This window comes from Burkholderia latens (assembly GCF_902499045.1).
Classification (GTDB): domain Bacteria; phylum Pseudomonadota; class Gammaproteobacteria; order Burkholderiales; family Burkholderiaceae; genus Burkholderia; species Burkholderia latens.
Genome location: NZ_CABVPL010000013.1, coordinates 29,497 through 53,375 on the forward strand (window position 1 = coordinate 29,497; position 23,879 = coordinate 53,375).

The following is a 23,879-nucleotide window of genomic DNA, read 5'->3' on the forward strand; positions in this document are numbered from 1 at the left end:
GCATCGACCTGCGGCCGCATCAGACGATACGCAAGCGCTGCGACCACTCGGACACGCCGAGTTCGATCAGGCGCGCGCAGCGTTCGAACACGAATCGGGGCTGGCGGTACGGGTCATGCACGTCGAAATCCGAGTACTCGCCGAGACGGAACACGCGTCCCCGCACGAACGGGAACTGGTTCTCCAGCGCCGTGCGCTGGCGACGGTCCATCACGAGGATCAGATCGGCGTCGGTGCACAGCGAGCGGCCGATCTGCTGCGCGCGATGCGTCGACACGTCGAAGCCGCGCATCTGCATCACCTCGCACGCGTACGGCGCGGCCGGCATGCCGACCAGTGCGTTCAGCCCGGCGGACGCGACGCGCCGCCCGGGCATGGCTCGGCGCAGCATCGCTTCGGCCATCGGGCTGCGGCAGATGTTGCCCTCGCAAACGATCAGGATCGATTCCATCATTTCGTCGCGATCGCCGCGGTCAGGCCGGCGTTGATGGCCGGCAGCAACAGGCTGAGCACCCGGCTGAAGCGCACGAGCCCGTTGCCGTCGACGTACACGACGTCCTTCGGTTTCAGCTGGAACTGGTTCGCCAGCACCATCGCGACGGGCGAGCGCGCATCGAGGTGATAGATCTGCGGCTGCTGGCCCTGCATTCCGCGCACCACGTACAGCTGCGCGGCGTCGGCGGTGTTCGCGTTCAGGCTGCCTGCCTGCGCGAGCGCCTCGCTCAGCGTCAGCCTGCCGTTTCGCATCGGCAGCGCGGTGACGGGCTTGTTGACCTCGCCCATCACGAACACGCCGCTCTCGTCGCGCGGCAACACGCGCACCAGATCGCCGTTGCGCAGCACGATCTTCGACGGATTGCGCCCCTGCTCGGCCATCTCGGTCAGGTCGATCCGGCGCTCGACGCCGTCGCGCACCAGCACGATGCGGCTCTGGTCGGCCGACGCGGAAAAGCCGCCGGCTCGCCCGATCGCGTCGTACAGCGTCATCGGAATATCGTTTACGGATTGCGAGCCCGGCGTGTGCACCTCGCCCTCGATATACACCTGCTTCGCACGGAACGACGCAATGCGCACCGTCACTTGCGGATTCCTGAACGTCTTGTCGAGACGGCGCGTGAGCTGCGTCTGCACCTGCTCGGCCGTCAGCCCGGCAACCGTCAACCGGCCCGCGAACGGAAACTGCAGCGTGCCGTCCTGGTCGACGACGAAGCCCGGCGGCGCATCCGCCGCGCGCGGCGCGGCCTGCGCGGGCGCGCCGAGTGCGGCTGCGAGTTCAGGATGGTCCCACACGGTGATCTGCAGCACGTCGCCGCGGCCGATGGTGTACGCGCCCGGCGCCGACACGATATCGTGCGCATCGCCGTGCGTACTGCGCTCGCTGTCGCGCATCCGACGGATCAGCGCAACATCGATATTCGTGACCGGCACCGGCAGCGCCGCACTGTCGGCCGGCGTGGCGCCGCTTTGCAGCGGGATCGACGCCGGCTGCTGCATGCGCATGCCCGGTGCGATGCCGCATGCGCCCAGCAATGCACACAGCGGCAGGATCATCACGAGCGGACCGACACGCGATGGTCGACGCGGCGCGCACCCGCGCGCCGACTCCATTTGACGCAACCTCTGCATTACAACCTCGCACTTTTTTAATTTGAAATTGCGCCGGTCGCCCCGCGTCGTGTCGACCGCGAGTACAGCACCCCTGTCGAGACCGGACATGCTTGCTGCCACTGCCTGCTGCCGAATACCGTGTCGCCCGCCGTCGTCACGCGTTCCCGCCGCACAGTGGCGGCGGACCGGCGCGCGGTGGCGTACTAATACGCGCCCGAACCGCGCACCACCACGTTGATCGTCCGGAACAGAATGCCGATGTCGCGACGCAGGGACCATTCGCGCACGTAGCGCACATCGAGCGACACGCGCGTCGAATAGTCGGTGTCGTTGCGGCCGCTGACCTGCCAGAGACCGGTCATGCCGGGTTTTGCCATCAGGTAATAGCGCACGTCTGCACCGTAGCGCTCGAGTTCCGCCTCGACGATGGGACGCGGTCCGACCAGGCTCATGTCGCCCTTCAGCACGTTGAGCAGCTGCGGCAGTTCGTCGAGACTCGTCTTGCGGAGCAGGCGGCCGATCGGCGTAATGCGCACGTCGTTCTTCAGCTTGAATTCGCGATCCCATTCCGCGCGGGCGTCGGCATCGCGCTCGAGCAGCGCCTTGAGCACCGCATCGGCGTTCGTCACCATCGAGCGGAATTTGAGGCATTTGAACCGGCGGCCGTCACGACCGACACGCTCGTGCCCGAAGATCGCCGGACCGCCGTCGCGCCGCACGATCCAGGCGATGCAGAGCAATACCGGCGCCAGCATGACGAGCAGCAACGACGCGCCGGCCAGGTCGAAGCTGCGCTTGACCAACCGCTTGATGCGGCCGACCGTGCGTTGTCCACGCAGGTCCGCGTGCGCGATGGCTGCCGCGCGCACCCGGCCGCCGGCCCGCTCGAGCATGCCGAAGATCGCGAGCGTCAGCGCGCGGAACGCGATCAGAGCGATCCCACTCGCGAGCGTCCAGTACACGAACCACTCGCTCGACAGCACGTGCGCGCGATGCAGCACGTACAGCAGCGCGGTGCTCATCCCCTGCACGACGATCCATGCGAGTATCGTGCGGCCGAGCACGTGCAGCGCGGAGCGCGTGCGCGCCGCCTCGTAGATGCCGCACGCGGGAAAGACCGACAGCGCGAGCGCTGCCGCGAATGCCACGAGTACGCCGTCGAACAGGGTCCCGCGTGCGCCGCCGGTAGCCCCGATCAACGCGGGAATGAATGCGCCCAGCACGATCAGTCCGATATCGGTCGCTCGATTGATCAACGAATTCATTGATATGAACTCCTAATTCATCGTCCAACATCCGTTCGAGGTGCAGCGGCGCATCACGCCGATGCGCGTCCACAGGGCGCGCTTGTTGCGATACCGTTGCTTCAACGTTTCCGCAGTGCATCATATGCGTCGCAACTCGCGGTTTTATCGCTGGCGTCCGAATTCGCCTTGTTGATGGCGGAACACATCAAGGCACGTTACGCGCGCGAATTATTCAATTGATTTCTTGAATCCGGCAATGCGTGTTTCATGCGTGCATAACGGCCGCGCACGATAATTTCCGATCGAATTTCAAATCGCGCGCACGACCCGTTATTGCATGTCGAGGCGCGACTCGGCGTGCGCGCTGCAGCGCGCGCATCGAGCATTCGATGCTTCGCGCGGCACTGCGGCAAGCTGCAGGCGAGCATCGGCCGATGGACGCGCCGGATGCTCGCACAATGAATAAAAAGGCCTGCACGGTGTGCTCACGGCAACACGGCAGGCAAAATTCCGAGGAGTGCCGGGGTGCCGCCTCCTCGAAAGGCCAGTCGATAAATTAAGCGGGAAAAGCGGGTTTGGGCCGGCCTGTGTCGGACTGCGCCACGATTGTGGCCGAATTCGCCTTCGTCAGATGCAGCGCGATTTATATCGGGAATTTTCGACGCCGGAATAACGGCATCGTCATTCGAACGAGTCGTTAATGCCGGGAATATCGATTCGAATTCGCGCAATGCAATTGCGCCGCGTCGACCGACGCGGCGCCCGGCGGCCAACGTCGAATCGCAATCGCGGATCTACGAGGGTGCGCCGCTCATCCAGTCGCCGAGATCCGCCGCGTAGAGCAGGTCCGCCGATGCGGCGCCGTCCTTGCGTGCGGCCGCGCGATATTCCGTTGGCGACGTCTGAAGGTGCTGGCGAAACAGTTTCGCCATCCGGTCGCCGCTGCCGAGACCGGTGCGTCGCGCGACCTTGTCCGCCGGAAGGTCGGTCTCGATCAGCATGCGGCACGCCTTTTCGAGGCGGATTTTCAGTACGAACTCGGTCGGCGTGACGCCGATCTCGTTCTTGAAACGCCGCAGAAAGTTGCGCTCGCTCATCGCCGCGGCCTGCGCCGCATCCGCGATCGATATCCGGTTCTCGCTGTTCACGCGCAGATGATGCGCGGCCATCCGGATCAACGTGCTCGCGCGTGCGATTCGTGCGCCGAACAGTACGTCGGTCAGCTTGCGGTTCGCGCCGGACACCATGCACATCACGATTTCCTGCGCGATTTCGTAGCCCATGTCCGCGCGGACGATCGACAACGCGTCGGAGAACGGTCCGTCGTCTTCGTCTCCGTCCGGCTCACCGCCATCGCGGCCGTCGGCCGACGCAACGCCCGCGCCGATCCCGGCCGCAGCCTTTTCGGCCGCCTTCTGGTTCAGACGAATCTGCGTGAGCAACTTGCGGCCGCCGTGACTGCCGCGCACGACCCGTGCGCGCTGATGCGCATGCCGGAGCCACCCGATCAGTTGTTCGTCGAGCGCGTCGATCCCGTCCTGGCCACTCAGTACGAACATCGCGTGCACCGTGCTCGCCTCGAGCGTCCGGGCTGCTTCCGTCCAGATGCCGACGCCGGACGACGAACGGACCGGGCCGCCATGCACGGAATACAACCGCAATTCGTAACGATCGGTGAAAGCGCCATCGGCACGCCCTAGCTGATTTGCGAGTTCGAAAACGGCAGCCAGCTTGCCCATTTGCATGATGGAGAAACCCTCGAGCAACAGTACGATTACGCTTGCTCGTTGATGCCGGTTGCCGGCGCTTCTACCACGATTCACGCTTAACCCCGTCGAGGAATGATTCGACACTGTTTGCATCATTGCGGCCCTTTAACAATTTCTTACATTTGTTGTTTTCTGCGCCGCATCATAGGGGCGACCCTTGCCCGCCGATTTCCCAATGTCTGTTTTCGCCGTGTTGTTGTCGGAATCCATCAAGCCTATGGTATGGCACTATTTAGTGATATCCGTCACATTCGGACGAATTGCATTCGCGCGTATTTTCAGACGATTGACATGTGTCAATGTGCCGCAATTTTAATCAGGATATGGCGTATGCCTTCTCCAGCGGGGATGAAGAGAAGCTGAAATCGGCTGAATGTGCTGTCTATTCCGGCTGGCACTGCCGAAACGGACGAAGGGACGGTATCGCGACCACAATGGGCGGATACTGCCGAGGCGGGATCCCCGGCGCTTTAAATGTTACGCATGCGACAGACGGCCGAATGGCGCGAGCGCGATCCGGCGGGTCAGTGAATGCCGATCGGCGACACCGTGTTTGCATCGTACACGCTTCGATTTCGGGGAAACGCTCGACACGGCAATTTTGGCGAACATTAATGGCAATTCGCGCAATGTGTCGTTTCGTATCGACAATGCAATATTGCTGTCATCGTCGGATCTGCGTGATTTAGCGCCGGGCAAACGTTGTCGTCGAAACGGACTTACCCATGAGCAGATGCATCGGATTATCCGGCATTACCGTGGATTACAGCCGACGCGTATGTGATGCGAATCCGCCGCCATTTACCGGACGGGCCGGCGCGCATTCGTCACATGAGAGCGCGTGCGGATGCGCTAAAGCCGAACCGCATCCGGAAGCCCATCGCTTACATGACCGTTGTGCTTCGGTCGAATGGGGAAACGGGACGACGCAGGTGTGCGCGCCATGGTATACCCATGCGCCCCGCATATATCGAACAGCCGTTTGAATGGAAACGCGAGCCCGGGCGGCATGCGTGCCGCTCAACGCGCTATCGAATTGGCAACACTGCGAAAAACCAGCGGCCGCTCGTCGTCGCGCGCCGGCCGCCTCGCGAACTGTACCGCCTGCTCGACGCGCCCGTGATGCGCGGATTTCGCACAGACCGGATCGGCCTGCGCCGGATCGCCGGCCAGCATGTAGGCCTGGCATCGGCATCCGCCATGATCCACATGGCGCTCGTCGCAGGTTCGGCACGGGTCGCGCATCCAGCCGTCGCCGCGAAATGCGTTGAACGCGTCGCTTTCGTACCAGATTTCCTTCAGCGACCGCTCGCGCACGTTCGGCAGCGCGAGGCCCGGCAGCGAGCGCGCGGCATGGCATGGCAGCGCGGTGCCGTCCGGTGCGACGCCGAGGAACACCGAGCCCCACCCGTTCATGCACGCCTTCGGCCGCTGCTCGAAGTAGTCGGGCACGACGAACAGGATCTTGCAACGCTCGCCGACGAGCTTCCGGTAGCGGTTGACCGTTTCCTCCGCCTCGCGCAACTGCTCGGCAGTCGGCATCAGCTGGTCGCGATTCAGCATCGCCCACCCGTAATACTGCGTGTTGGCGAGCTCGAGAAAATCGGCGCCGAGGTCGAGCGCCATCTCGATGATCTGCCCGACGTGCGGCAGGTTGTAGCGATGCAGCACGCAGTTCAGCACCATCGGGTAGCCGCGCGACTTGATCAGCCGGCCGACGCCGCGCTTGAGATCGAACGTGCGCGTGCTCGTCAGGAAATCGTTCAGCTCGCGCGTCGAATCCTGCAGCGACAGCTGAATATGATCGAGCCCGGCGGCCTTGAGCCGGTCGATGCGCGCGTCGTTGAGGCCCACGCCCGACGTGATCAGATTGGTATAGAAGCCGAGCGACCGCGCATGCCGGACCAGCTCCTCGAGATCGTCGCGCTGCAGCGGCTCGCCGCCGGAAAAGCCGATCTGCGCGGCGCCGAGCGCGCGCGCGTCGCTGATCACCGTGCGCCACGCGTCGGTATCGAGTTCGGGGCCGTGCGTCGCGAAGTCGACCGGGTTGTAGCAGAACGCGCAGTGCAGCGGGCACCGGTACGTGAGTTCGGCGAGCAGCCACAGCGGCGCGGACGGCCGGTTCGGAGGAGGTGTCATGTCCATGTCAGTCGAGCCAGCCGCGCAGTCGCGCATGATCGAGGAAGCGGTAGACGTCCGACGCGAGATCCGACGTGCTGAACAGCTGCTCGAGTTCGCCGATGATGTCGTCGAGCTCGCGCGTGCCGTCGCAACGCACGAGGATCTCGCCCGCGCTCGGGTTGAGCCGGACCATTCCTTCCGGGTACAGCAGCACGTAGGCATCCTGGGCCGCCTCCCACTGCAGGCGGTACATGCCCCTCAGCGAGGGGCGCAGCGGCACGCCGCTGACGGCGTCGTTGGTGTTCATGCTGGGTACGCCTTTTCAATCGCATCGAGAATCGACCACAGCACATCCAGCTTGAACGACAGGATGTCGAGCGCGCGCCGCTGCGCTTCCGGGGTCGTGAAATGGCGCAGCGTGACCGCGAGCCCGTGCTCGACGTCGCGCTGCGCGAGCGGCACGCGACTGCGGAAATAATGCAGCCCTTCAGCATCGATCCACGGATAGTGCGACGGCCAGCCGGCGAGCCGGTCGAGGTGAATCTGCGGCGCGAACATCTCGGTCAGCGACGAGCACACGGCTTCCTGCCACGGCGCGCGCCGCGCGAAATTCACGTACGCATCGACCGCGAACCGCACGCCGGGCAGCACGTGCTCGAGCGACCACAATTGCGCGCGCTCGATCCCGACCGCTTCGCCGAGCCGTGCCCACGCTTCGATTCCGCCCTCCTGATCGCCATGGCCGTCATGGTCGAGAATGCGCTCGACCCACAACCGGCGCGTATCGCGATCGGGGCAATTGGACAGAATCGCCGCGTCCTTCAGCGGAATGCTGACCTGATAGTAGAAGCGGTTCGCGACCCAGCCGCGGATCTGCGCCGGCGAACACGCGCCGGCGTTCAGGCGCCGGTTGAACGGATGATGGATGTGGTAGCGCGATTCGAGCGCGCGCAGGCGCGCCTCGAATTCCTCCGCGCTCCAGGGCGTCGCGTGCAGCGCCGCGGCGGGAATCGGTGCGTTCATCGGTCAAACCTCGAATTGCATGCCGTCGTGGGCGACCTCGATCCCGTGCTCGCGCAATTTCGCACGCTGCACGGAGCCGGGGTCGAGAATCGGATTCGTATTGTTGATATGCGTGAGGACCTTGCGCGTGCGCGCGGGCAACAGCCGCAGCCGGTCGATCATCCCCGGCCGCGCTGCATCGCCGCACTGCGCGAGATGGCCCATGTCGGCCGCCTGCTTCGACGACAGGCCGAGATCGATCATCTCCGTGCTGGTCCAGAACGTGCCGTCGACCAGGACGAGATCGGCATCGCGCATCGCGGCGCGCACACCGTCGTCGACGTCGGCAAGCCCCGGTGCATAAAACGCATGCCGGCCGGTCCGCGCATCTTCGATCAGGAGTGCGATGTTGTCGCCTTCCACGCTCGCGTCGCGGCGCGGCGAATAAGGCGGCGGCTTGCTGTCGACCGGCACGGCGGTGAAGCGCAGGCCGGCGGCGCCCGGAATCGCGAACGGTTCGCCCGGTGCGATCGCGTGCACGTCGACGCCGCAGTAATGACCAAGCAGCGGCACGATGGGCAAGCCGGTCGACAGATCGTCGAGCACCGGCGCGCTCGCGTACAGCGGCAGCGGCGACGTGCGCTCGCGCAGCATCAGCAGGCCCGTCACGTGATCGATCTGCGCGTCGCACAGCACGACGGCGACGATCGCGCTGTCGCGGATCTCGCGGGCCGGCTGCAGATCGGGCGCCGCGCGCAACTGCGCGAGGATGTCCGGCGATGCGTTCACCAGCACCCAGTCGATCCCGTTGCCGCTGACCGCGATCGACGATTGCGTGCGCGGCACGATGCCGTCGGTGCCGGCGCGCGCACGGCGGCAGTTGCCGCAGTTGCAGTTCCATTGCGGCAGCCCGCCGCCGGCGCCCGAGCCCAGTATCGTGATCTTCATCTGCGTGTGCTCCCGGTGCCGCCCGCAACGTGTCGTCGATGCGGGCGGCACTGCGCGCGCGATCAGCGGTTGGCGATGTACATCGTGATTTCGAAGCCGAAACGCAGGTCGGTATATGCGGGGGTCGTCCACTGCATGATGTGTCTCCTTGTTGAGTTGGTGAGCTGGTGATTCGAAACAGCCGCATCGATCGAGCAGCCGATACCCATTCAGCAAGGAGCATGCCGGGGCCGGTTGTGCGTCATGCAGCGGCGTGCGCGTGCATGCGGCAGCCGCCGGGTACTCGCGGCGCCGGCATTCTTACGATTACAATACGAATACATTTCAGAAACCATCGAGCGATGGCTCACGGTGCGCGCGGCGGATTGAACAGGTGTTGAATCCGTGAACACCGGGTGTTGCAACCTGACACACCCGCGTGACACTCGCGGCCGCCGTCAATGTTCGCCGGCCTCCCGCGGGTCCGTTCCGGCGGCCGGCATCTTCCGATAGATCGTATTGCGCGACACGCCGAGTGCACGGGCAGCGGCCGACACGTTGCCGCCATGACGCGCGAGCGCGGCCGCGATCGCGGAAGCCGCCACGTCCTGCAGCCGCGCATCGCAAGCGGCCGGCACCGGCGCGAGCGGAGCGGTTTCCCCGGCAGACGGCGCCGGCGCCGCGCAACCGTGCTGCGCCGTGCGCGCACTGGCGCGCCGCACGTCGTCGAAGAAATCGTCCGGCAGATGCTCGCAGCGGATCTCGCAGTCGTCGTCGACCATCGCGGCCGCGGTGCGCAGCAGATTCGCGAGCTGCCGGAAGTTGCCGGGCCATGTGCAGCGCTCGAACAGCGCCATCACGTCGGGCGCGACGCTCAGCGGCCGGCGGCCGGGCCCCGACAGCGTCTCCCGCTGCAGCATCTTCTGGACGACCACCGCGAGATCGGTGCGGTCGCGCAGCGGCGGCAGGCGCACGACGAGGCCGTTGAGCCGGTAGTACAGGTCCTCGCGGAAACGGTTCTGCGCAATCATGTCGCGCAGGTCGCGGTGCGTCGCGCAGATGATCGCGATGTCGACGCCGATCGCCTTCGTCGAGCCGAGCGGATTGACGATGCGCTCCTGCAGCACGCGCAGCAGCCGCACCTGCAGCGGATACGGCATGTCGCCGATCTCGTCGAGAAACAGCGTGCCGCCGTTCGCCTGCAGCAGCTTGCCCGTCGCGCCCTTGCGGCGTGCGCCGGTAAACGCGCCCTCCTCGTAGCCGAACAGCTCGGATTCGATCAGCGTCTCCGGAATCGACGCGCAGTTGACGGCGACGAATGGACCGTCGCGGCGCGGCGAATCATTGTGAATCGCCTGCGCGAGCAGTTCCTTGCCGGTGCCGGTCTCGCCGGTGATCAGCACCGGGATGTCCTTGCCGATCACCTTGCGGACCTTCGCGATTACCGCCGCGACCTGCGGATCGCCGGTGTCGAGATAGCTGAGCCGCGACAGGCTCGCCGCGCCCTGCGCCGCTGCCGGCCGCGCGGGCGGCGCGGCGCCGTCGTGCACTTCGGCGGGCCGGCTGCCCTCGGCCCGCAACGCGCGCCGGAATTGCACACGCGCGCACACCACCGCGCCGTTGCCGAGGTTCAGCGACACGTGCGGCTCGGTGCTCGCGCGCATCCGGTCGATCAGCTGCGCGCTCGTCACGTCGAACAGCGACGCGAGCGTATGCGCGCGCAGCGCCGCGAGCGGCATCCCGAGCTGAAACTGCGCGCTGCGATTCGCCGACAGGAAGCGGCCGTCGGCCGTGAACGCGACGATGCCTTCCATCAGCGTGCCGAGAAATTCGGGGCGGCCGTGAAACGACACCTGCAGCGTCTCCTGGAACGTCGTCGTGAACAGGTGGTTCTCGATCATCTGCACCGACATCTTCGCGAGCGCCATCGTGTGCTGGTGATAGCTGCGATGGTCGCCCGTCACGTCGAGCACGCCGATCGCATCGCCGTACGGGTCGAGGATCGGCACGCTCGAGCAGGTCAGGAAATGATTCGCAGCCAGGAAGTGCTGGTCGCCGTGCACGACCATCGGGCACAGCTCCGCGAGCGCGGTGCCGATCGCGTTGGTGCCCTGCCGGTTCTCCGCCCAGTTCGCGCCGGGGCGCAGCGCGACGCGTTCCGCGCGCCGCAGGAAGTCGTCGTCGCCGATCGAATGCAGGATCAGCCCTTCCGCATCGGTGAGCACGATCATGCTTTGCGTATTGACGATCTGCTCGTGCAGCGTTTCCATCACCGGCATCGCATGCACGCACAGCACGCGGTTCTGTTCGCGCTTGAGCGCGAGTGCGGCGCCGGACAGCACGTCGTAGTCGGGACGTGCGGACGCCTGCAGGCCGAACGTCTCGGACCGCTGATGGGATTTCTGGATCGTCGGCGTCGGCCAGCCGGGCGCATGCGTGGCCCGTGCGTTGGCCGTCGGATGAACGTCATCGCGCATTGTCTCCTCCGGGGATCCTTCCGGTCGGTGCCGGACTCTTTGCCGTAGAGGCAAGCAAACATCGGGCCACGACGTGTTCCGCGCCACGCGTCGGCCGGCCGCGGTGCTGCTCGGCCCGATATGAAAGGAAAACGCAAGCATGTCGACGGGACGCACGTAGCGCAGCGCGGTCCGGCATCGCGAACGTGATAGCGCGAAACGCGGGCGAATCGCCACCCGGACGAATCCCTATCTTGATCACGGGCGCGATTCTGGCTTCATACGTTTCGTTTCGCCGCCGGCCGCCCAGCGCACGGCAGCCCCCTTTTCTCGTGACGCACGATCGACATGACGCAATCGCCCCGCCATTTCCCCCTCGCCGCGCGCCGGCTGTCGCGCGACGCGTGCACGATCGCGTGGACCGAAGCCGGCAATCCGCTCGGCGACCCGGTGGTCGTGCTGCACGGCGGCCCCGGCAGCGGCAGCCGTCCTGCCGTACTGCGCCTGTTCGACCTGACGCGCATGCGCGTCGTGCTGGTCGATCAGCGTGGCGCGGGCGCGTCGACACCGCGCGGCGGCCTGCGTCACAACAACACGATGCGCCTCGTCGGCGACCTCGACGCGCTGCGTGCGCAATTCGGCATCGCGCGCTGGGGCGTCGTCGGCGGATCGTGGGGCGCGGCGCTCGCGCTCGCGTATGCGGGACGGCATCCGTGTCGCGTGACAGGCGTCGTGCTGCGCGGGTTGTTCCTCACGTCGCCGCGCGAAGTGCGCGGCCTGTTCGTCGGCGCACGTGCGCAAGCGCCGCGAGCATGGCGACGCCTGACGGCCGCCGCCGGCACGGCGTGCGCGCATCGTCTGATCGCCAACTGCGCGCGGCATTTGCAGCCCGGCGCCGCCGCGGCGCGACAACGTGCGATCGCGCTCGCGTGGAACGCGTATGAAGACGCGATCCTCACCGGGCAGCCGGCACGTGGGGCAAGGCCGACGCAACCCGCCATCGATCGCCTGATCGCCAAATACCGGATCCAGGCGCACTACCTGCGGCGCAATTGCTGGCTCGGCGAGCGCCGGCTGCTCGCGCTCGCGCGACAGGCCGCGCAAGCCGGCGTGCCGATCCACGCGGTGCATGGCACGCGCGACCGCGTATGTCCGGTCGATAACGTCGATCGTCTCGCGCGCGCGGTGCCGGCCGCGATCGTCGAACGCGTGGCCGCCGGGCATCTGGCGACCGACGATGCGCTTGCGCGTGGCGTCGCACGCGCGGTGCGCGACATGCTCGGCGTCACGGCAGCCGGCGCCCCGCAGCACACCGACGCGCCCGCTCAGTCCCACGCATGGCGCGCGCCGATCCACGCACCGCGCGGCGCGCCCGGCCCGACGAACTGCTCGTTGACGGGCTTGAACCCGTCGAACTCGTGATTCGGGCCGTTGAAGAAGCTGCGGCCGAGCATCGCGAAGCTCGCATAGCGCTTGTCGAGCAGGTTCGTCACCGACGCGAACAGTTGCACGTGTTTCGTGACTTGCCACGTCGTGTCGACATCGATCAGGCAATAGCTCGGGATCTTGCCGTTGACGTCCTCGTTGTTCTCGTCGCCGCGCGCGAATACGCCGCTGCGGTACGTGACGTTCGCGCCGACGTCCCGTTCCGGCGTCGCCGCATAGTCCAGCCGCAACTTCACGGTGCGCGACGGAATCCCCGGTATGCGGTCGCCGGCGCGGACGCCGGCATCAGCCAGCCGCCGAGCAGCCCGCCGAAGCACACCGTGACGCTCGCGCGCCGTGCGACGACGCGGCGCTTCGGTGCGTGCGCTCCCTTCATCTTCCGTCTCCTCTTTTTATATCGTTATCCGTAGCGACGCGGCGGCGGTCGGCAATGTTGCATCGCGCGACCTCGTTCAACATCACGTTGGCTGTCTCGCGGCGCACCGACAGCGGCAAGAAACATGCCGATGTGCGAATCGTCCGACCGGGTGCCTGGTTGCCGCGACCGCGCCGGGAAGTGCCGTGCGTCGCTGTTGCGGTTCGTGCCAACGCTGTTGCACCTGTGTCAATTTGGATCAGCGCCGCGGCATTGACGCGAGCGCGGCGCCACGCCGGCTGCCGATCACGTGCACATCGCCGCGGCGCGACATCGCGCACACGCGGCCGGAAATCCGGGTGCATCACCCGACGGTCATCGGCAGCGTCCAGACGCGCGCCCGCGCCGCCGCCGCCATCGAAACGCGCCCGCTGCGCACCATCCCCCCATCGACGCACTGTCATGTTTCGCAACACTCGGGCAACGGCTGTCCCCGAACGCAACACACGCGGATCAACTGCGCTGCACCGCGCGCGTGGCCGCAGCGCGCGCGATTTCCCGCTCTGCGTTGCACGGCAAGGCTCGCTGCGCAATGGCATGCGATTTGCGTGATTGGCAGCGCACTGAACCCGGAACCCCACCGAGCCGGCCTGGCCGGATGTTGGCCGCGGTGCGACCACAATGACTCAGGAGACAACCATGAAAAAACTCTCGGCTTCGACGAGCCGACTGGCAATGATCGGCATCGCGGCGGCAGCCGCGGTCGTCTTCAATCCCGGCTTCGTGAATGCCGCCGCGGATTACCAGGCCGTCACGTACCAGCGTCTCACCGATGCGCAGCGCGATCCGGGCTGGCTCACCTACTACCGCACATACAACGGCCACGCGCATTCGCCGCTCAAGCAGATCGAGCCGTCAAACGTGAAGCAGCTCACGCAGGCGTGGAGCTACAAGTTTCCGGCCGAGTTGAAGCAGGGTTTCGAAGCGACGCCGATCGTCAACGGCCGCTACCTGTTCGTGACCACGCCGAAGGACAACGTATATGCGTTCGACGCGGCCACCGGCGCGCAACTGTGGAAATACGAGCCGAAGCTCGGAGCAGAATCGTTCAAGACGGCGTGCTGCGACGTCGTGAACCGCGGCGTCGCGCTGTACGGCAAGAACGTCTACGTCGCGATGCTGAGCGGCGAAGTAGCCGCGCTCGATGCGCAGACCGGCGCGCTCGTGTGGAAGAAGCAGATGTTCGAGCCGGGGCTCGGCTACGCGTTCTCACTCGCGCCGCTCGCGATCGACGGCGCGATCGTCGTCGGCAGCTCGGGCGGCGAATACGGTGCGCGCGGCTTCATCGCCGCACTCAGCCCGAACGACGGCTCGGTGCTGTGGAAGCGCTTCACGATCCCCGGCCAGGGCGAGAAGCATGGCGACACGTGGCCCGACGGGATGCAGGCGCACGGCGGCGCACCGGCGTGGCTCACCGGCACCTACGACGCGGCGACGCGCACGCTGTACTGGGGCGTCGGCAACCCGGGGCCGTGGCTCGCGGACCTGCGCCCCGGCGACAACCTGTACTCCGATTCGCTGCTCGCGCTCGATCCGAAGAACGGCGAACTCAAGTGGCACTACCAGTACACGAAGCACGACACCTGGGACTATGACGGCGTCAACACGCCCGTGCTCGCGACGATCAAGTACAAGGGCAAGGAACACGACGCGATCATCCACGCGGACCGCAACGGCTACTTCCACGCGATCGACCGCGACAGCGGCAAGCTGATCTACGCGGAGCCGTTCGTGAAGGCGACGTCGGTCACCGGCTACACGGAAGACGGTGCGCCGATCCAGGATCCCGCGAAGTATCCGAAGGTCGGCACGACGATCGATACGTGCCCGAGCTTCCTCGGCGGCAAGAACTGGTGGTCGGTGTCGTACGACCCCGAGCGTCATCTCGCGATCGTGCCGTCGCTGCATGCGTGCATGAGCCTGTCGGGCAAATCGGTCACCTATATGGAAGGGCTGCCGTATCTCGGCGAAGGCTTCGAGATCAAGCCGGAGCCGGGCAGCGAAGGCTACGGCGAACTGCAGGCGATCGACGTGAACACCGGCAAGAAGGTGTGGAGTCACTGGAGCAAGCTGCCGTGGAACGGCGGCGTCGCGACGACCGCGAGCGGCCTCGCGTTCAGCGGCTCGCTCGACGGCCACCTGTACGCGTTCGACGTGTCGACCGGCAAGGTGCTGTGGGAAAGCCCGAAGCTCGCGAGCGGGATCATCGCGCAGCCGTCCGTGTTTGAAGTCGACGGCAAGGAGTACGTAGCGGTGCTCGCCGGCTACGGCGGCGCGAACCCGATCTGGGGCGGCCCGATGGCGAAGGCGGCGGACGATGTGCCGCGCGGCGGCACGCTGTACGTGTTCGCGCTGAACCGCGGCTGAGCGTCGTCCCATTCAACCGCATGACGCCCGCGCCGCCGGCGCGGGTGCGTTCCCCCTCGTTACTCTTTTCAACCGAGCGTCCGATCATGAACATCCGATATTCCCGCGTCGCCGCGGCCTGTGCGTTCGCGGCCGGCGCCGCGCTGACCCCGGCGCCGGCCACGGCCGCGACGCCGGTGCGCGTCTGCTCGCTGCCCGGTACGCCGACGGCCGCGCTCGACAAGGCCGTCGCCCGCGACGCGTTTCGCACGGCCGGCATCGCCGCAACGTTTTCCGCGCACGAAGCCGGCGGCAGCGACGACGACGGCGTGTCCGCGCACGAACTCGCCGGCATCCTCGAACGCGATTGCGACGTGCTCGCCGGCTTCCCGCGCTCGGCGATCGCCGACGCGTCCGACACGAAGCTGCTGTTCTCGCAGGGCTACCTGCGCTCGGGCTACGTGAGCGTCACGCGCCGCGACGCCGGCACGCCGGCGCCCGGCCGCGAAATCGTCGCGGCCACTTACGCGAGCCCCGCGCAACTGATCGCGGTCCAGCAGAAGGACGCGCGCTTCGATCTCGAGAACACGTCCGCGCAGACGGTGGACGCGGTCGCCCGCGGTCGTGCACATCGCGCGATCGTCTGGTATCCGGCGGTCGTCGCGTACCAAGCCACGCATCCGAAGCAGGCGTTCCGTATCGGCGCGACGTCGTCGCCGTATGCGGAGTGGCAGCTCACGTTCGCGTTCGCGCCGCGCTCGGCCGCGTTGCAGCAGCGTATCGATGCAGCGCTCACCCAAATGAAGAACGATGGCCGGCTCGCCGCGCTGACGCGCAAGTGGGCGCTCCCCGGCAGTGCGCTCGAAGCGCATGAGTCGCACGGGTCGCGCATGCCGGCGCGCTTCCTCGACGGTGCGATGGCGGCCGGCGGCCGCACGTCTGTCGGCTTGCTGCACGCGCGCAATGCATCCGCTGGCGGCCGCTTCATCCGCATCGCCGCGAGCGGGGGCGACGCCGCGCCCGCATTCGACGCCGCGCAAGCCGCGCATGGCAAGCAGATCTACGGCAGTGCGTGCGCGAAATGCCACGGCGCCGATCTCGAAGGCAACACCGCGCCCGCGCTGAGCGGCCCGTCGTTCGCGCCGCTGTCGCATTCGCACCTGACGATCGGCGGCGTGTTCGGCTACATGGCGACCAACATGCCGGCGGATCAGCCCGGCAAGCTCAAGGACGACGAATACGCGGACCTGATGGCGTTCCTGCTCGCGTCGAACGGCTATGTCGCGAGCAAGACGAAGCTGACGGCCGATGCCGCGCGCGCATCGACGGCGCCGCTCGTCGTCGGTCCGGCCGGACACAAGGACGCGAGCCAGTGACAGCGCGCCCGGCGGCTTCGCGATGCGACGCGAGCCGCGCCCTTCCCCACGATTTCATCTTCACCAGGAAACGACCGTGATGCATCCGACCTCTCGTAGAACCTTCTTCATCCACGCCATCGGCCTGTGCGCGACGCTCGCCGCCACGCGTGCGGCCTTCGCGGCGCCGCCGCTCGTCGACGAGAACGACGCCGCCGCGAAGACGCTCGGCTATCGCGCGCACGCATCGAGCGTCGACGCCGCGCAGTTCCCGAAATACCAGGCCGGCCAGCGCTGCTCGAACTGCCGCTTCTACAAGGGCGAGGCGGCCGATGCGACCGGCTCGTGTCCGATGTTCGGCGGCAAGTCGGTCGCGGCGGACGGCTGGTGCAACGTATATGCGAAGCGCGCGTGACGCGGCGCGCGGCGGGATGCCCGCGCGGCCCGCACCGGTCGCCGCGGCCGGCGGCGACGACGGCACGCTGCCGCACGCCGCCGCGCATCTTCATGCGCTGATCGCGACGGGCCTGGCGCGCGGGTTCGTCACGCGCGGCGACATCATCGACGCGCTGCCCGACGACGACGCGCACGAAGGCGGCATCGACGCGGCGGCCGCGGCGCTCGGCGAGCTCGGCATCGCCGTATGCGAGCGCGCCGATACCGCGAATGGCTGGTCGCTCGACCGCCACTTCCGGCCGGCGCCGCCGGCGCGCGGGTGGGCCGACGGCGCCGGCCCGATTGCCGCCGCGGACCTGCTCGCGCCGCGGACGACCGATCCGGTCCGGCTGTACCTGCGCGACATGGGCATGACGCCGCTCCTCACGCGCGACCAGGAATTCGCGTATGCGCGGCGGCTCGAGCGCGGCCGCGCGGCATCGGTCGCGGTGCTGTGCGGCGACCCCGATGCCCTCGATGCGCTGATCGCCATCCGCACGGAAATCGCCGATTGCCGGGCCGCCGCATCGATCTATGTGATCTGTGTTGCCGATGGCGACGGCGATGATGCAAGGTCTGTCAACGCAGAGGCACACGCTTCGCCGGCACTCGCCGGTGAAGCCGCTCACGATGTCGAAAACAGCGACACGGACCCACGCCACGACGATTCCGCCGCGCGCGACGCGATCGTGGCGCGGCTCGCCGGCCTCGACGCACTCGCCCACGGCATGCGCGCGGCACTCGCATGCGGCGGCACGGCGTCGGCCGCGTATCGCACGCACGTCAGCGACGCCGCCGCGTTGCTCGGCACGCTGCACCTGTCCGCACGCGCGCTCGAGCGGATGAGCGAACCGTTGCGCGCCCGCGCACGCCGGCAACGCGTGCTGCGGGGCCGGCTCGCGCGCATGCTGGCCGACGCGGGCGTGCCGCCGTCGTTCGCGCACGCGGCCGACGACGATCACGCGGGCTGGCTCGCGTCATGCATCGCCGCGCATCCGTCCTGCGGCCCGGCATTGACACGGCGTGCCGCCGACTTCGTCGACGCACGCGACACGATCCTGCGCGATGCCCGGACATCGGCGCTTCCGCCCGCCGCGACCGCGACGCTCGATGCGCGCGTCGACGCAATCGAGCGCGCGATGCAACCGGCCCGTACAGCGCTGTTCGACGCGAACCTGCGGCTCGTCGTGTCGATCGCGAAGCGCTATCCCGATCGCGGGCTGCCGTTCGCCGACCTCATCCAGGAAGGCAACATCGGCCTGTTGAAGGCAATCGAGCGCTACGACTACCGGCGCGGCTTCCGGTTCTCGACCTACGCGACGTGGTGGATCCGGCAGGCGATCACGCATGCCCTCGCCGATCTCGGCCGCACGATCCGCGTGCCGACGCACACGGTCGATGCGCTGAACAAGCTCACGCGGGTCGCCCGCGCGCATCGGCAGCGCGCGGGCACGGCGGCAACGCTCGCGCAACTGGCCGCGCGCATGGACGAACCGGTCGACAAGGTGCGCGACTTGATGGCGATCGTGAAGGAACCGGTATCGGCCGACGTGCCGATCTCGCCGGAAGGCGACATGACGTTCGCCGACGTCGCGCCGGACTTGTCGTCGCCGTCGCCCGAGGATGCCGCCGGCGCCACGCAATTGCGCAGAACAATCGCCGCCGCGATCGACCGGCTGCCGCCGCGCGAAGCGACGGTCCTGAGGCTGCGCTACGGGCTGTACACCGACGAAGGCTGCTCGCTGCGCGACATCGGCCGCCAGTTGAACCTGTCCGCCGAACGCGTGCGGCAGATCGAGGCGTCGGCACTTGCCCGCCTGCGCGAATCCGACGCGCTGGGCGCGCTCCGGTCGTTCATCGCGTAGCACGGCATTCTGCGCGCACGCCGCGTGCCGCTCGCCATGTTGACGCCTGCAACACCGGCTGCTGCATTTCGACGCAACGCGTACGCCGCCAGGAACGCCGATCATCGTCTGTCCGTGCCCGGCACTGCGGATCGAACGCCGGAAGCCGCGCGGCATCGCGACCGCACGCCGTTGCAGCCGATCCTCCCGTCGATTGGCATGCAAGTTGCGTTTCGACAGTCACGCTACACCGGACGATTTCCATGGAGAACACCTTGACCGCCCTCGTATCGATTCTTCAGGAGAACAGAATCTTCGAACCGACGGCCGACGCGCGCGAGCCGGCGACCATCTCCGGCATGCCGGCCTACCGCGCACTGGCCGCCGAAGCCGAGCGCGATTACGAAGGCTTCTGGGCGCGTCTCGCACGCGACGGCACGGTGCGCGACAAGGACACCGGCTACTTCACGATCGTGGGCCGCATCGACGACGTGCTGAACGTGTCGGGCCACCGGCTCGGCACGATGGTCTGACGAAGCGGCCGGCCTCACCCGACATCTTCGACGCACGCGCGTTCCGGCGCTCATCCGCGCCATGAACGCGTCGCGCGCGGCTGCTATCCGGCCGCCCACGTGCGCCCAGCCGCGCCCCATCCCGCGTGCGCGACGTGCGCGACGGCGCCCGCCATGCGGGCACCCGTCGCATCCGCTGTTCGATGCATCGACGTACGACACCACAACACTGGAGACACCCCAATGAAAAGCAGAATCGTGATCGGCTGTGCCGCACTCGCGGGCGCACTGGCCAGCACCGGCAGCTTCGCGCAAAGCAGCGTGACGCTGTACGGCAACCTCGACGCCGCATTGCTGTACACGAGCAAGACGCTCGACGCAGCCACCGGCGCGAACGCCGGCCATCAGTTCGCGATGACCGACACCGGCATGACGCCGACGACGTTCGGAATGACCGGCACCGAGGATCTCGGCGGCGGCCTCAAGGCGAAATTTCAGCTCGAAAGCGGCTTCGCCGTGACCAACGGCGCGTTCAACCATTCGAACGGCAACTTCTTCGGCCGCCAGGCATGGGTAGGGCTCGACGGCGGCTTCGGCACGATCAAGGCCGGCGTGCAGTACTCGCCGTTCCTGCTCGCGATTTTCGATTCGGATCCGCGCGGCTTCTCGCACTTCGGCAGCGGGCTGATCAACTACGTCGACAACGTGCTCGTGACCGGCCTGTTCAACCCGAACGCCGTGTCGTACACGAGCCCGACGATCGCCGGCCTAACCGGCAGCGCGATGTTCGCATTCGGCGGCAAGGCCGGCGACTTCCAGGCCGGCCGCCAATATTCGGCGAGCGTCAAGTACGAGCACGACGGCTTCATGGTCGACGCCGCGTTCTACGACGGCAACGACGGCACCAACCCCACGCCAACGCCGAGCACGGTCGCATTCGTCGGACGCACGATCGGCGCTGCGTACCGGTTCGGCCCGCTCACCGCGAAGGCGTCATTCGCGAGCTACAAGGTCGGCGGATCATTCAGCAACAACGTGTACGGCGGCGGCCTCGACTACCAGGCGACGCCGGCGGTCGACCTGAATGGCGGCGTGTGGTTCACCAGCGATCGCAACGACACGGCCAATCACTCGCTGCTCGCGGCGCTTGGCGCGACGTACAGCCTGTCGAAGGCAACCGCGCTGTATGCGCAGGTCGCGATGGTCAATAACCACGGCGCGATGAACACCGGGCTCGGCATCAACAACGCGCTGTATGCGGTCACCGGCACGACCGTCGGTGCGAACCTCGGGATCCGCCACATGTTCTGATGCACCGGCGGTGATTGCTGCGCCGGATCGCCGCCGTCATGCATTCGCAGTGCGAATCGATCTGCGCAGAATCCGGGTTGCAGCGATGCGTCCGGATTCTGCGCCGGCTTCATCGCGTAAGGCTTCGCGCGTACCGTGCCGTGCCGCCGTCATGCTCGCGCGACGCGCGACGTATCGGCACGCGCGTGCGTGTGCGCCACAGTCGCAGTCCGGGCGGCCCCGGTATAGACCGCCACCGGCACGACCCGTACCGCCCCCGCCTGACATGCACATGCGCCGAAATGTCGTGCGGCGAGTTGCCTGCGTGCGCCATCCGTGTCGTTTACGACCGGTTTCCGGGCGCATGACCGATAGTCCGCTCCATCCGTTTCTCTACACTGCTTCACACCAACACACGCTTGCCGGGTGTCGCATGCCGCGCGCCGCGCCACCGACATCACGGCGATCCAGAGACAACCGCCTTCGCCCCGACAGTCACGCGCCCCTGCCGCCGCGCCGCTGCTCGGCCAGCCGCGAAGGCCCTTCCAGGAGCGTTCATTGAGTTCATCGCAAGCGCACCCCGCGAAAGCCCGGTCTTCGCGCAAGGCCCTCAAGCTGGACGACGTCACGATCGTCGACCCTGCCGTGCTGAAACGCGCGGTCGGCGCAATGGCGTTCGGAAACGCGATGGAATGGTTCGACTTCGGCGTCTACAGCTATATCGCCGTCACGCTCGGCAAGGTGTTCTTCCCGTCGAGCAGCCCGTCCGCGCAGTTGCTCGCCACGTTCGGCACGTTCGCGGCCGCGTTCCTCGTGCGCCCGCTCGGCGGCATGGTGTTCGGCCCGCTCGGCGACCGCATCGGCCGCCAGCGCGTGCTCGCCGCGACGATGATCATGATGGCCGTCGGCACCTTCGCGATCGGCATGATCCCGAGCTACGCGTCGATCGGCATCATGGCGCCGGTCCTGCTGCTCGTCGCCCGCCTCGTGCAGGGCTTCTCCACCGGCGGCGAATACGGCGGCGCAGCCACCTTCATCGCCGAGTTCTCGACCGACAGGCGCCGCGGCTTCATGGGCAGCTTCCTCGAGTTCGGCACGCTGATCGGCTACACGCTCGGCGCGGCCACCGTCGCGATCCTGACGGCCACGCTGTCGCAGGAAGCGCTGCTGTCGTGGGGCTGGCGCGTGCCGTTCTTCATCGCCGGGCCGCTCGGTCTCGTCGGCCTGTACGTGCGGCTCAAGCTGGAAGAGACGCCCGCGTTCAAGAGGGAAGCCGACGCGCGCGAAGCCGACGAACGGGCGCGGCCGAAACAGTCGTTCGGCGCGCTGCTCGTCGAGCAGTGGAAGCCGCTGCTGCAGTGCGTCGGCCTCGTGCTGATCTTCAACGTGACCGACTACATGGCGCTGTCGTACCTGCCGAACTATCTGTCGGCGACGTTGCACTTCAACGAGACGCACGGCCTTTTCATGGTGCTGCTCGTGATGGTGCTGATGATGCCGATGACGCTCTACGCGGGCCATCTGTCGGACAAGCTCGGCCGCAAGCCGGTGATGATGTTCGGCTGTGTCGGCCTGCTCGTGCTGTCGGTGCCGGCGCTGCTGCCGATCCGCACCGGCGGGATGCTGCCGGTGTTCGGCGGGATGCTGATCTACGGCACGCTGCTGTCGACCTTCACCGGCGTGATGCCGTCGGCGCTGCCGGCGCTGTTCCCGACGCGCATCCGCTACGGCGCGCTCGCGATCGGCTTCAACGTGTCGGTGTCGCTGTTCGGCGGCACGACGCCGCTCGTCACCGCATGGCTCGTCGATCGCACCGGCGACCTGATGATGCCGGCCTACTACCTGATGGGCGCGTCGTTCATCGGCATCGTGTCGGTGCTCGCGCTGCGCGAGAGCGCACGGCGGCCGCTGCCGGGTTCCGCGCCGTGCGTATCGAGCCGCGCGGAAGCGCAGGACCTGATTCGCCGTGGCGCCGACGACGGCCGCGTGCGCGAGCGCAAACTCACGCCGATCGGCGAACGCGCGTAACGCAGGCCGTTGTGCCGCCGCGCGATGCCGCGCGGCACTCCGCCGCCGGCGTCGCGCGCCTGACGGTCAGCCCGCCGCGAGCTGCTGCTCGTCCAGCCAGTCGAGCAGCGTGCGCGTGACGAATGCCGGATTCTCCAGGTTCGAAATATGGCCGGCGTCCGGCACCAGCACATGCCGGCAGCCGATCACGCTCGCCATCTTCAAGGTTTCCGACGGCGGGCGCGCCATGTCGCCGGCGCCGCACATCAGCAGCGTACGTTCGGCGTCCAGTTCCGCGAGCGACGCCAGCGTATCCGGCCGCCCGAAGATCAGCCGGCCGAGCGGAACGATCGATTCCCGCAGCCGGTCGGCCGGCAGGCTCGCGAGCGCCGCGCGAAACGCGCTCGGCACCGGGTCGGCCAGGTTGACGTCCGGCCGGAAGAACAGCGGCACGATCGCATCGAGCAGCGGCGGCACGATGGTGCCTGCGGCGGCGATCGCATCGAGCATTCCGAAGTAGCGCAGCCGCGTCGCATCGGGTTCGGCCTCGAGCGACGCATCCATCAGCACCAGCGAGCGCACGCGCTGCGGTTCGCGCAATGCGAGCCGCGCGCCCCACATCCCGCCGACGCTGAGGCCGACGACCGCGCACTGCTCGATCTCGAGCGCGTCGAGCAACGCGCTCGCCTGCGCGGCGAGATCGTCGAGCGTATGCGTGCAGTCGGGCAGCGGGCCCGACGCGCCATGGCCCCACAGGTCCGGCACGATCACGCGATAGCGGCTCGACAGTGCGTCGATCTGCGGCGCCCACATCGCCGAATCCCACAGATAGCTGTGGCCGAGCAGCACCGGAAAGCCGGTGCCGTGATCCTGGTAGTGGAGCGTGCTGCGTCGAAGGGTCAGTGCGGGCATCCCGCCTCCGGTTCGTGGATGTCTTGACGATGGATGGCGGCCCGCCAGCGGGTGCCGTGTTCAGCGGCGTATTGCGACGCGCGCGAAGCTGCGAATCATCGCACAGGTTGCAGCGATTTGCCAATGACGACGCAGGCTTCAAATGGCGACGAGTTGCCGCGCAGCGGATGCGGTCCGCCATCCCGGA

The 23,879-nt window shown here is 67.3% G+C and carries 19 protein-coding genes and 2 pseudogenes; 8 read left to right on the forward strand and 13 right to left on the reverse strand.

Translation table 11 applies throughout. The features are described 5' to 3' along the window. Positions 1 to 19: 19 nt before the first annotated feature. The 10 genes from BSE24067_RS11915 to BSE24067_RS11960 all read right to left on the reverse strand — a co-directional run bounded on the left by BSE24067_RS11915 (position 20) and on the right by BSE24067_RS11960 (position 11,151). Positions 20 to 454, reverse strand: coding sequence for a low molecular weight protein-tyrosine-phosphatase (locus BSE24067_RS11915; RefSeq protein ID WP_151063156.1), 435 nt, complete (start codon positions 452 to 454; stop codon positions 20 to 22). Next, the gene (locus tag BSE24067_RS11920) at positions 451 to 1,626 is read right to left on the reverse strand and encodes a polysaccharide biosynthesis/export family protein (RefSeq protein ID WP_151063154.1); all 1,176 of its coding nucleotides are present in this window, start codon (positions 1,624 to 1,626) and stop codon (positions 451 to 453) included. Before BSE24067_RS11920 ends, BSE24067_RS11915 begins: the two co-directional genes overlap by 4 nt. 185 nt (positions 1,627 to 1,811) lie before the next feature. Then, positions 1,812 to 2,873, reverse strand: a complete 1,062-nt coding sequence (locus tag BSE24067_RS11925; protein WP_151063152.1) for a sugar transferase — start codon at positions 2,871 to 2,873, stop codon at positions 1,812 to 1,814. Between the two features lie 776 nt (positions 2,874 to 3,649). Further along, positions 3,650 to 4,720: a helix-turn-helix domain-containing protein gene (locus BSE24067_RS11930; protein WP_174904763.1), complete on the reverse strand. Its 1,071-nt coding sequence runs from the start codon at positions 4,718 to 4,720 to the stop codon at positions 3,650 to 3,652. A 924-nt stretch (positions 4,721 to 5,644) separates the two neighbouring features. After that, a complete protein-coding gene (gene pqqE, locus BSE24067_RS11935; protein ID WP_151063150.1) occupies positions 5,645 to 6,769 on the reverse strand; it encodes a pyrroloquinoline quinone biosynthesis protein PqqE in 1,125 nt (374 codons plus the stop codon). A gap of 1 nt (position 6,770) precedes the next feature. After that, positions 6,771 to 7,052, reverse strand: coding sequence for a pyrroloquinoline quinone biosynthesis peptide chaperone PqqD (gene pqqD, locus BSE24067_RS11940; RefSeq protein WP_151063148.1), 282 nt, complete (start codon positions 7,050 to 7,052; stop codon positions 6,771 to 6,773). Beyond that, a complete protein-coding gene (pqqC, locus tag BSE24067_RS11945) occupies positions 7,049 to 7,768 on the reverse strand; it encodes a pyrroloquinoline-quinone synthase PqqC (RefSeq protein WP_151063146.1) in 720 nt (239 codons plus the stop codon). The genes pqqD and pqqC overlap by 4 nt, the downstream gene beginning before the upstream one ends. A 3-nt stretch (positions 7,769 to 7,771) precedes the next feature. Then, positions 7,772 to 8,695, reverse strand: coding sequence for a pyrroloquinoline quinone biosynthesis protein PqqB (gene pqqB / locus BSE24067_RS11950; RefSeq protein WP_151063144.1), 924 nt, complete (start codon positions 8,693 to 8,695; stop codon positions 7,772 to 7,774). A 62-nt stretch (positions 8,696 to 8,757) separates the two neighbouring features. Continuing rightward, entirely contained in the window at positions 8,758 to 8,832 is a 75-nt protein-coding gene (gene pqqA, locus BSE24067_RS11955; protein ID WP_006410019.1) for a pyrroloquinoline quinone precursor peptide PqqA, read from the reverse strand. 300 nt (positions 8,833 to 9,132) lie between these two features. Next, the gene (locus tag BSE24067_RS11960) at positions 9,133 to 11,151 is read right to left on the reverse strand and encodes a sigma-54-dependent Fis family transcriptional regulator (protein ID WP_151063142.1); all 2,019 of its coding nucleotides are present in this window, start codon (positions 11,149 to 11,151) and stop codon (positions 9,133 to 9,135) included. 327 nt (positions 11,152 to 11,478) lie between these two features. On the opposite strand from BSE24067_RS11960, the gene BSE24067_RS11965 reads away from it, so the two are divergent. Next, positions 11,479 to 12,552: an alpha/beta fold hydrolase gene (locus BSE24067_RS11965; protein WP_151063140.1), complete on the forward strand. Its 1,074-nt coding sequence runs from the start codon at positions 11,479 to 11,481 to the stop codon at positions 12,550 to 12,552. Here the strand turns inward: BSE24067_RS11965 and BSE24067_RS11970 are convergent. After that, positions 12,456 to 12,854: pseudogene (locus BSE24067_RS11970) on the reverse strand (TonB-dependent receptor domain-containing protein); the annotation flags it as partial. The gene BSE24067_RS11965 and the pseudogene BSE24067_RS11970 sit on opposite strands and share 97 nt — an antisense overlap. Further along, positions 12,809 to 12,952, reverse strand: a complete 144-nt coding sequence (locus BSE24067_RS11975; RefSeq protein WP_170297425.1) for a hypothetical protein — start codon at positions 12,950 to 12,952, stop codon at positions 12,809 to 12,811. The gene BSE24067_RS11975 and the pseudogene BSE24067_RS11970, both read right to left, overlap by 46 nt. Positions 12,953 to 13,630: 678 nt before the next feature. Between BSE24067_RS11975 and BSE24067_RS11980 the strand changes: the two genes are divergently transcribed. The 7 genes and pseudogenes from BSE24067_RS11980 (at position 13,631) to proP (ending at position 22,801) form a co-directional block, all read left to right on the forward strand. Continuing rightward, on the forward strand, positions 13,631 to 15,358 hold the full coding sequence (locus BSE24067_RS11980) for a methanol/ethanol family PQQ-dependent dehydrogenase (protein WP_151063138.1): 1,728 nt from the start codon (positions 13,631 to 13,633) through the stop codon (positions 15,356 to 15,358). An 86-nt stretch (positions 15,359 to 15,444) separates the two neighbouring features. Then, positions 15,445 to 16,713, forward strand: coding sequence for a c-type cytochrome (locus BSE24067_RS11985; protein ID WP_151063136.1), 1,269 nt, complete (start codon positions 15,445 to 15,447; stop codon positions 16,711 to 16,713). Between the two features lie 79 nt (positions 16,714 to 16,792). Beyond that, positions 16,793 to 17,107, forward strand: a complete 315-nt coding sequence (locus BSE24067_RS11990; protein WP_151063253.1) for a high-potential iron-sulfur protein — start codon at positions 16,793 to 16,795, stop codon at positions 17,105 to 17,107. Beyond that, complete coding sequence (locus BSE24067_RS11995) at positions 17,091 to 18,992, forward strand: sigma-70 family RNA polymerase sigma factor (protein ID WP_420883510.1); 1,902 nt, start codon at positions 17,091 to 17,093, stop codon at positions 18,990 to 18,992. The genes BSE24067_RS11990 and BSE24067_RS11995 overlap by 17 nt, the downstream gene beginning before the upstream one ends. A 242-nt stretch (positions 18,993 to 19,234) precedes the next feature. Continuing rightward, positions 19,235 to 19,498 (forward strand): annotated as a pseudogene (locus BSE24067_RS12000) (hypothetical protein); the annotation flags it as partial. A 228-nt stretch (positions 19,499 to 19,726) separates the two neighbouring features. Further along, positions 19,727 to 20,794: a porin gene (locus BSE24067_RS12005; protein ID WP_151068561.1), complete on the forward strand. Its 1,068-nt coding sequence runs from the start codon at positions 19,727 to 19,729 to the stop codon at positions 20,792 to 20,794. Between the two features lie 537 nt (positions 20,795 to 21,331). Continuing rightward, entirely contained in the window at positions 21,332 to 22,801 is a 1,470-nt protein-coding gene (gene proP, locus BSE24067_RS12010; protein ID WP_151068560.1) for a glycine betaine/L-proline transporter ProP, read from the forward strand. 66 nt (positions 22,802 to 22,867) lie between these two features. Here proP and BSE24067_RS12015 read toward each other — a convergent pair whose 3' ends face one another. Beyond that, a complete protein-coding gene (locus BSE24067_RS12015) occupies positions 22,868 to 23,692 on the reverse strand; it encodes an alpha/beta fold hydrolase (protein ID WP_151068559.1) in 825 nt (274 codons plus the stop codon). Positions 23,693 to 23,879: the final 187 nt, after the last annotated feature.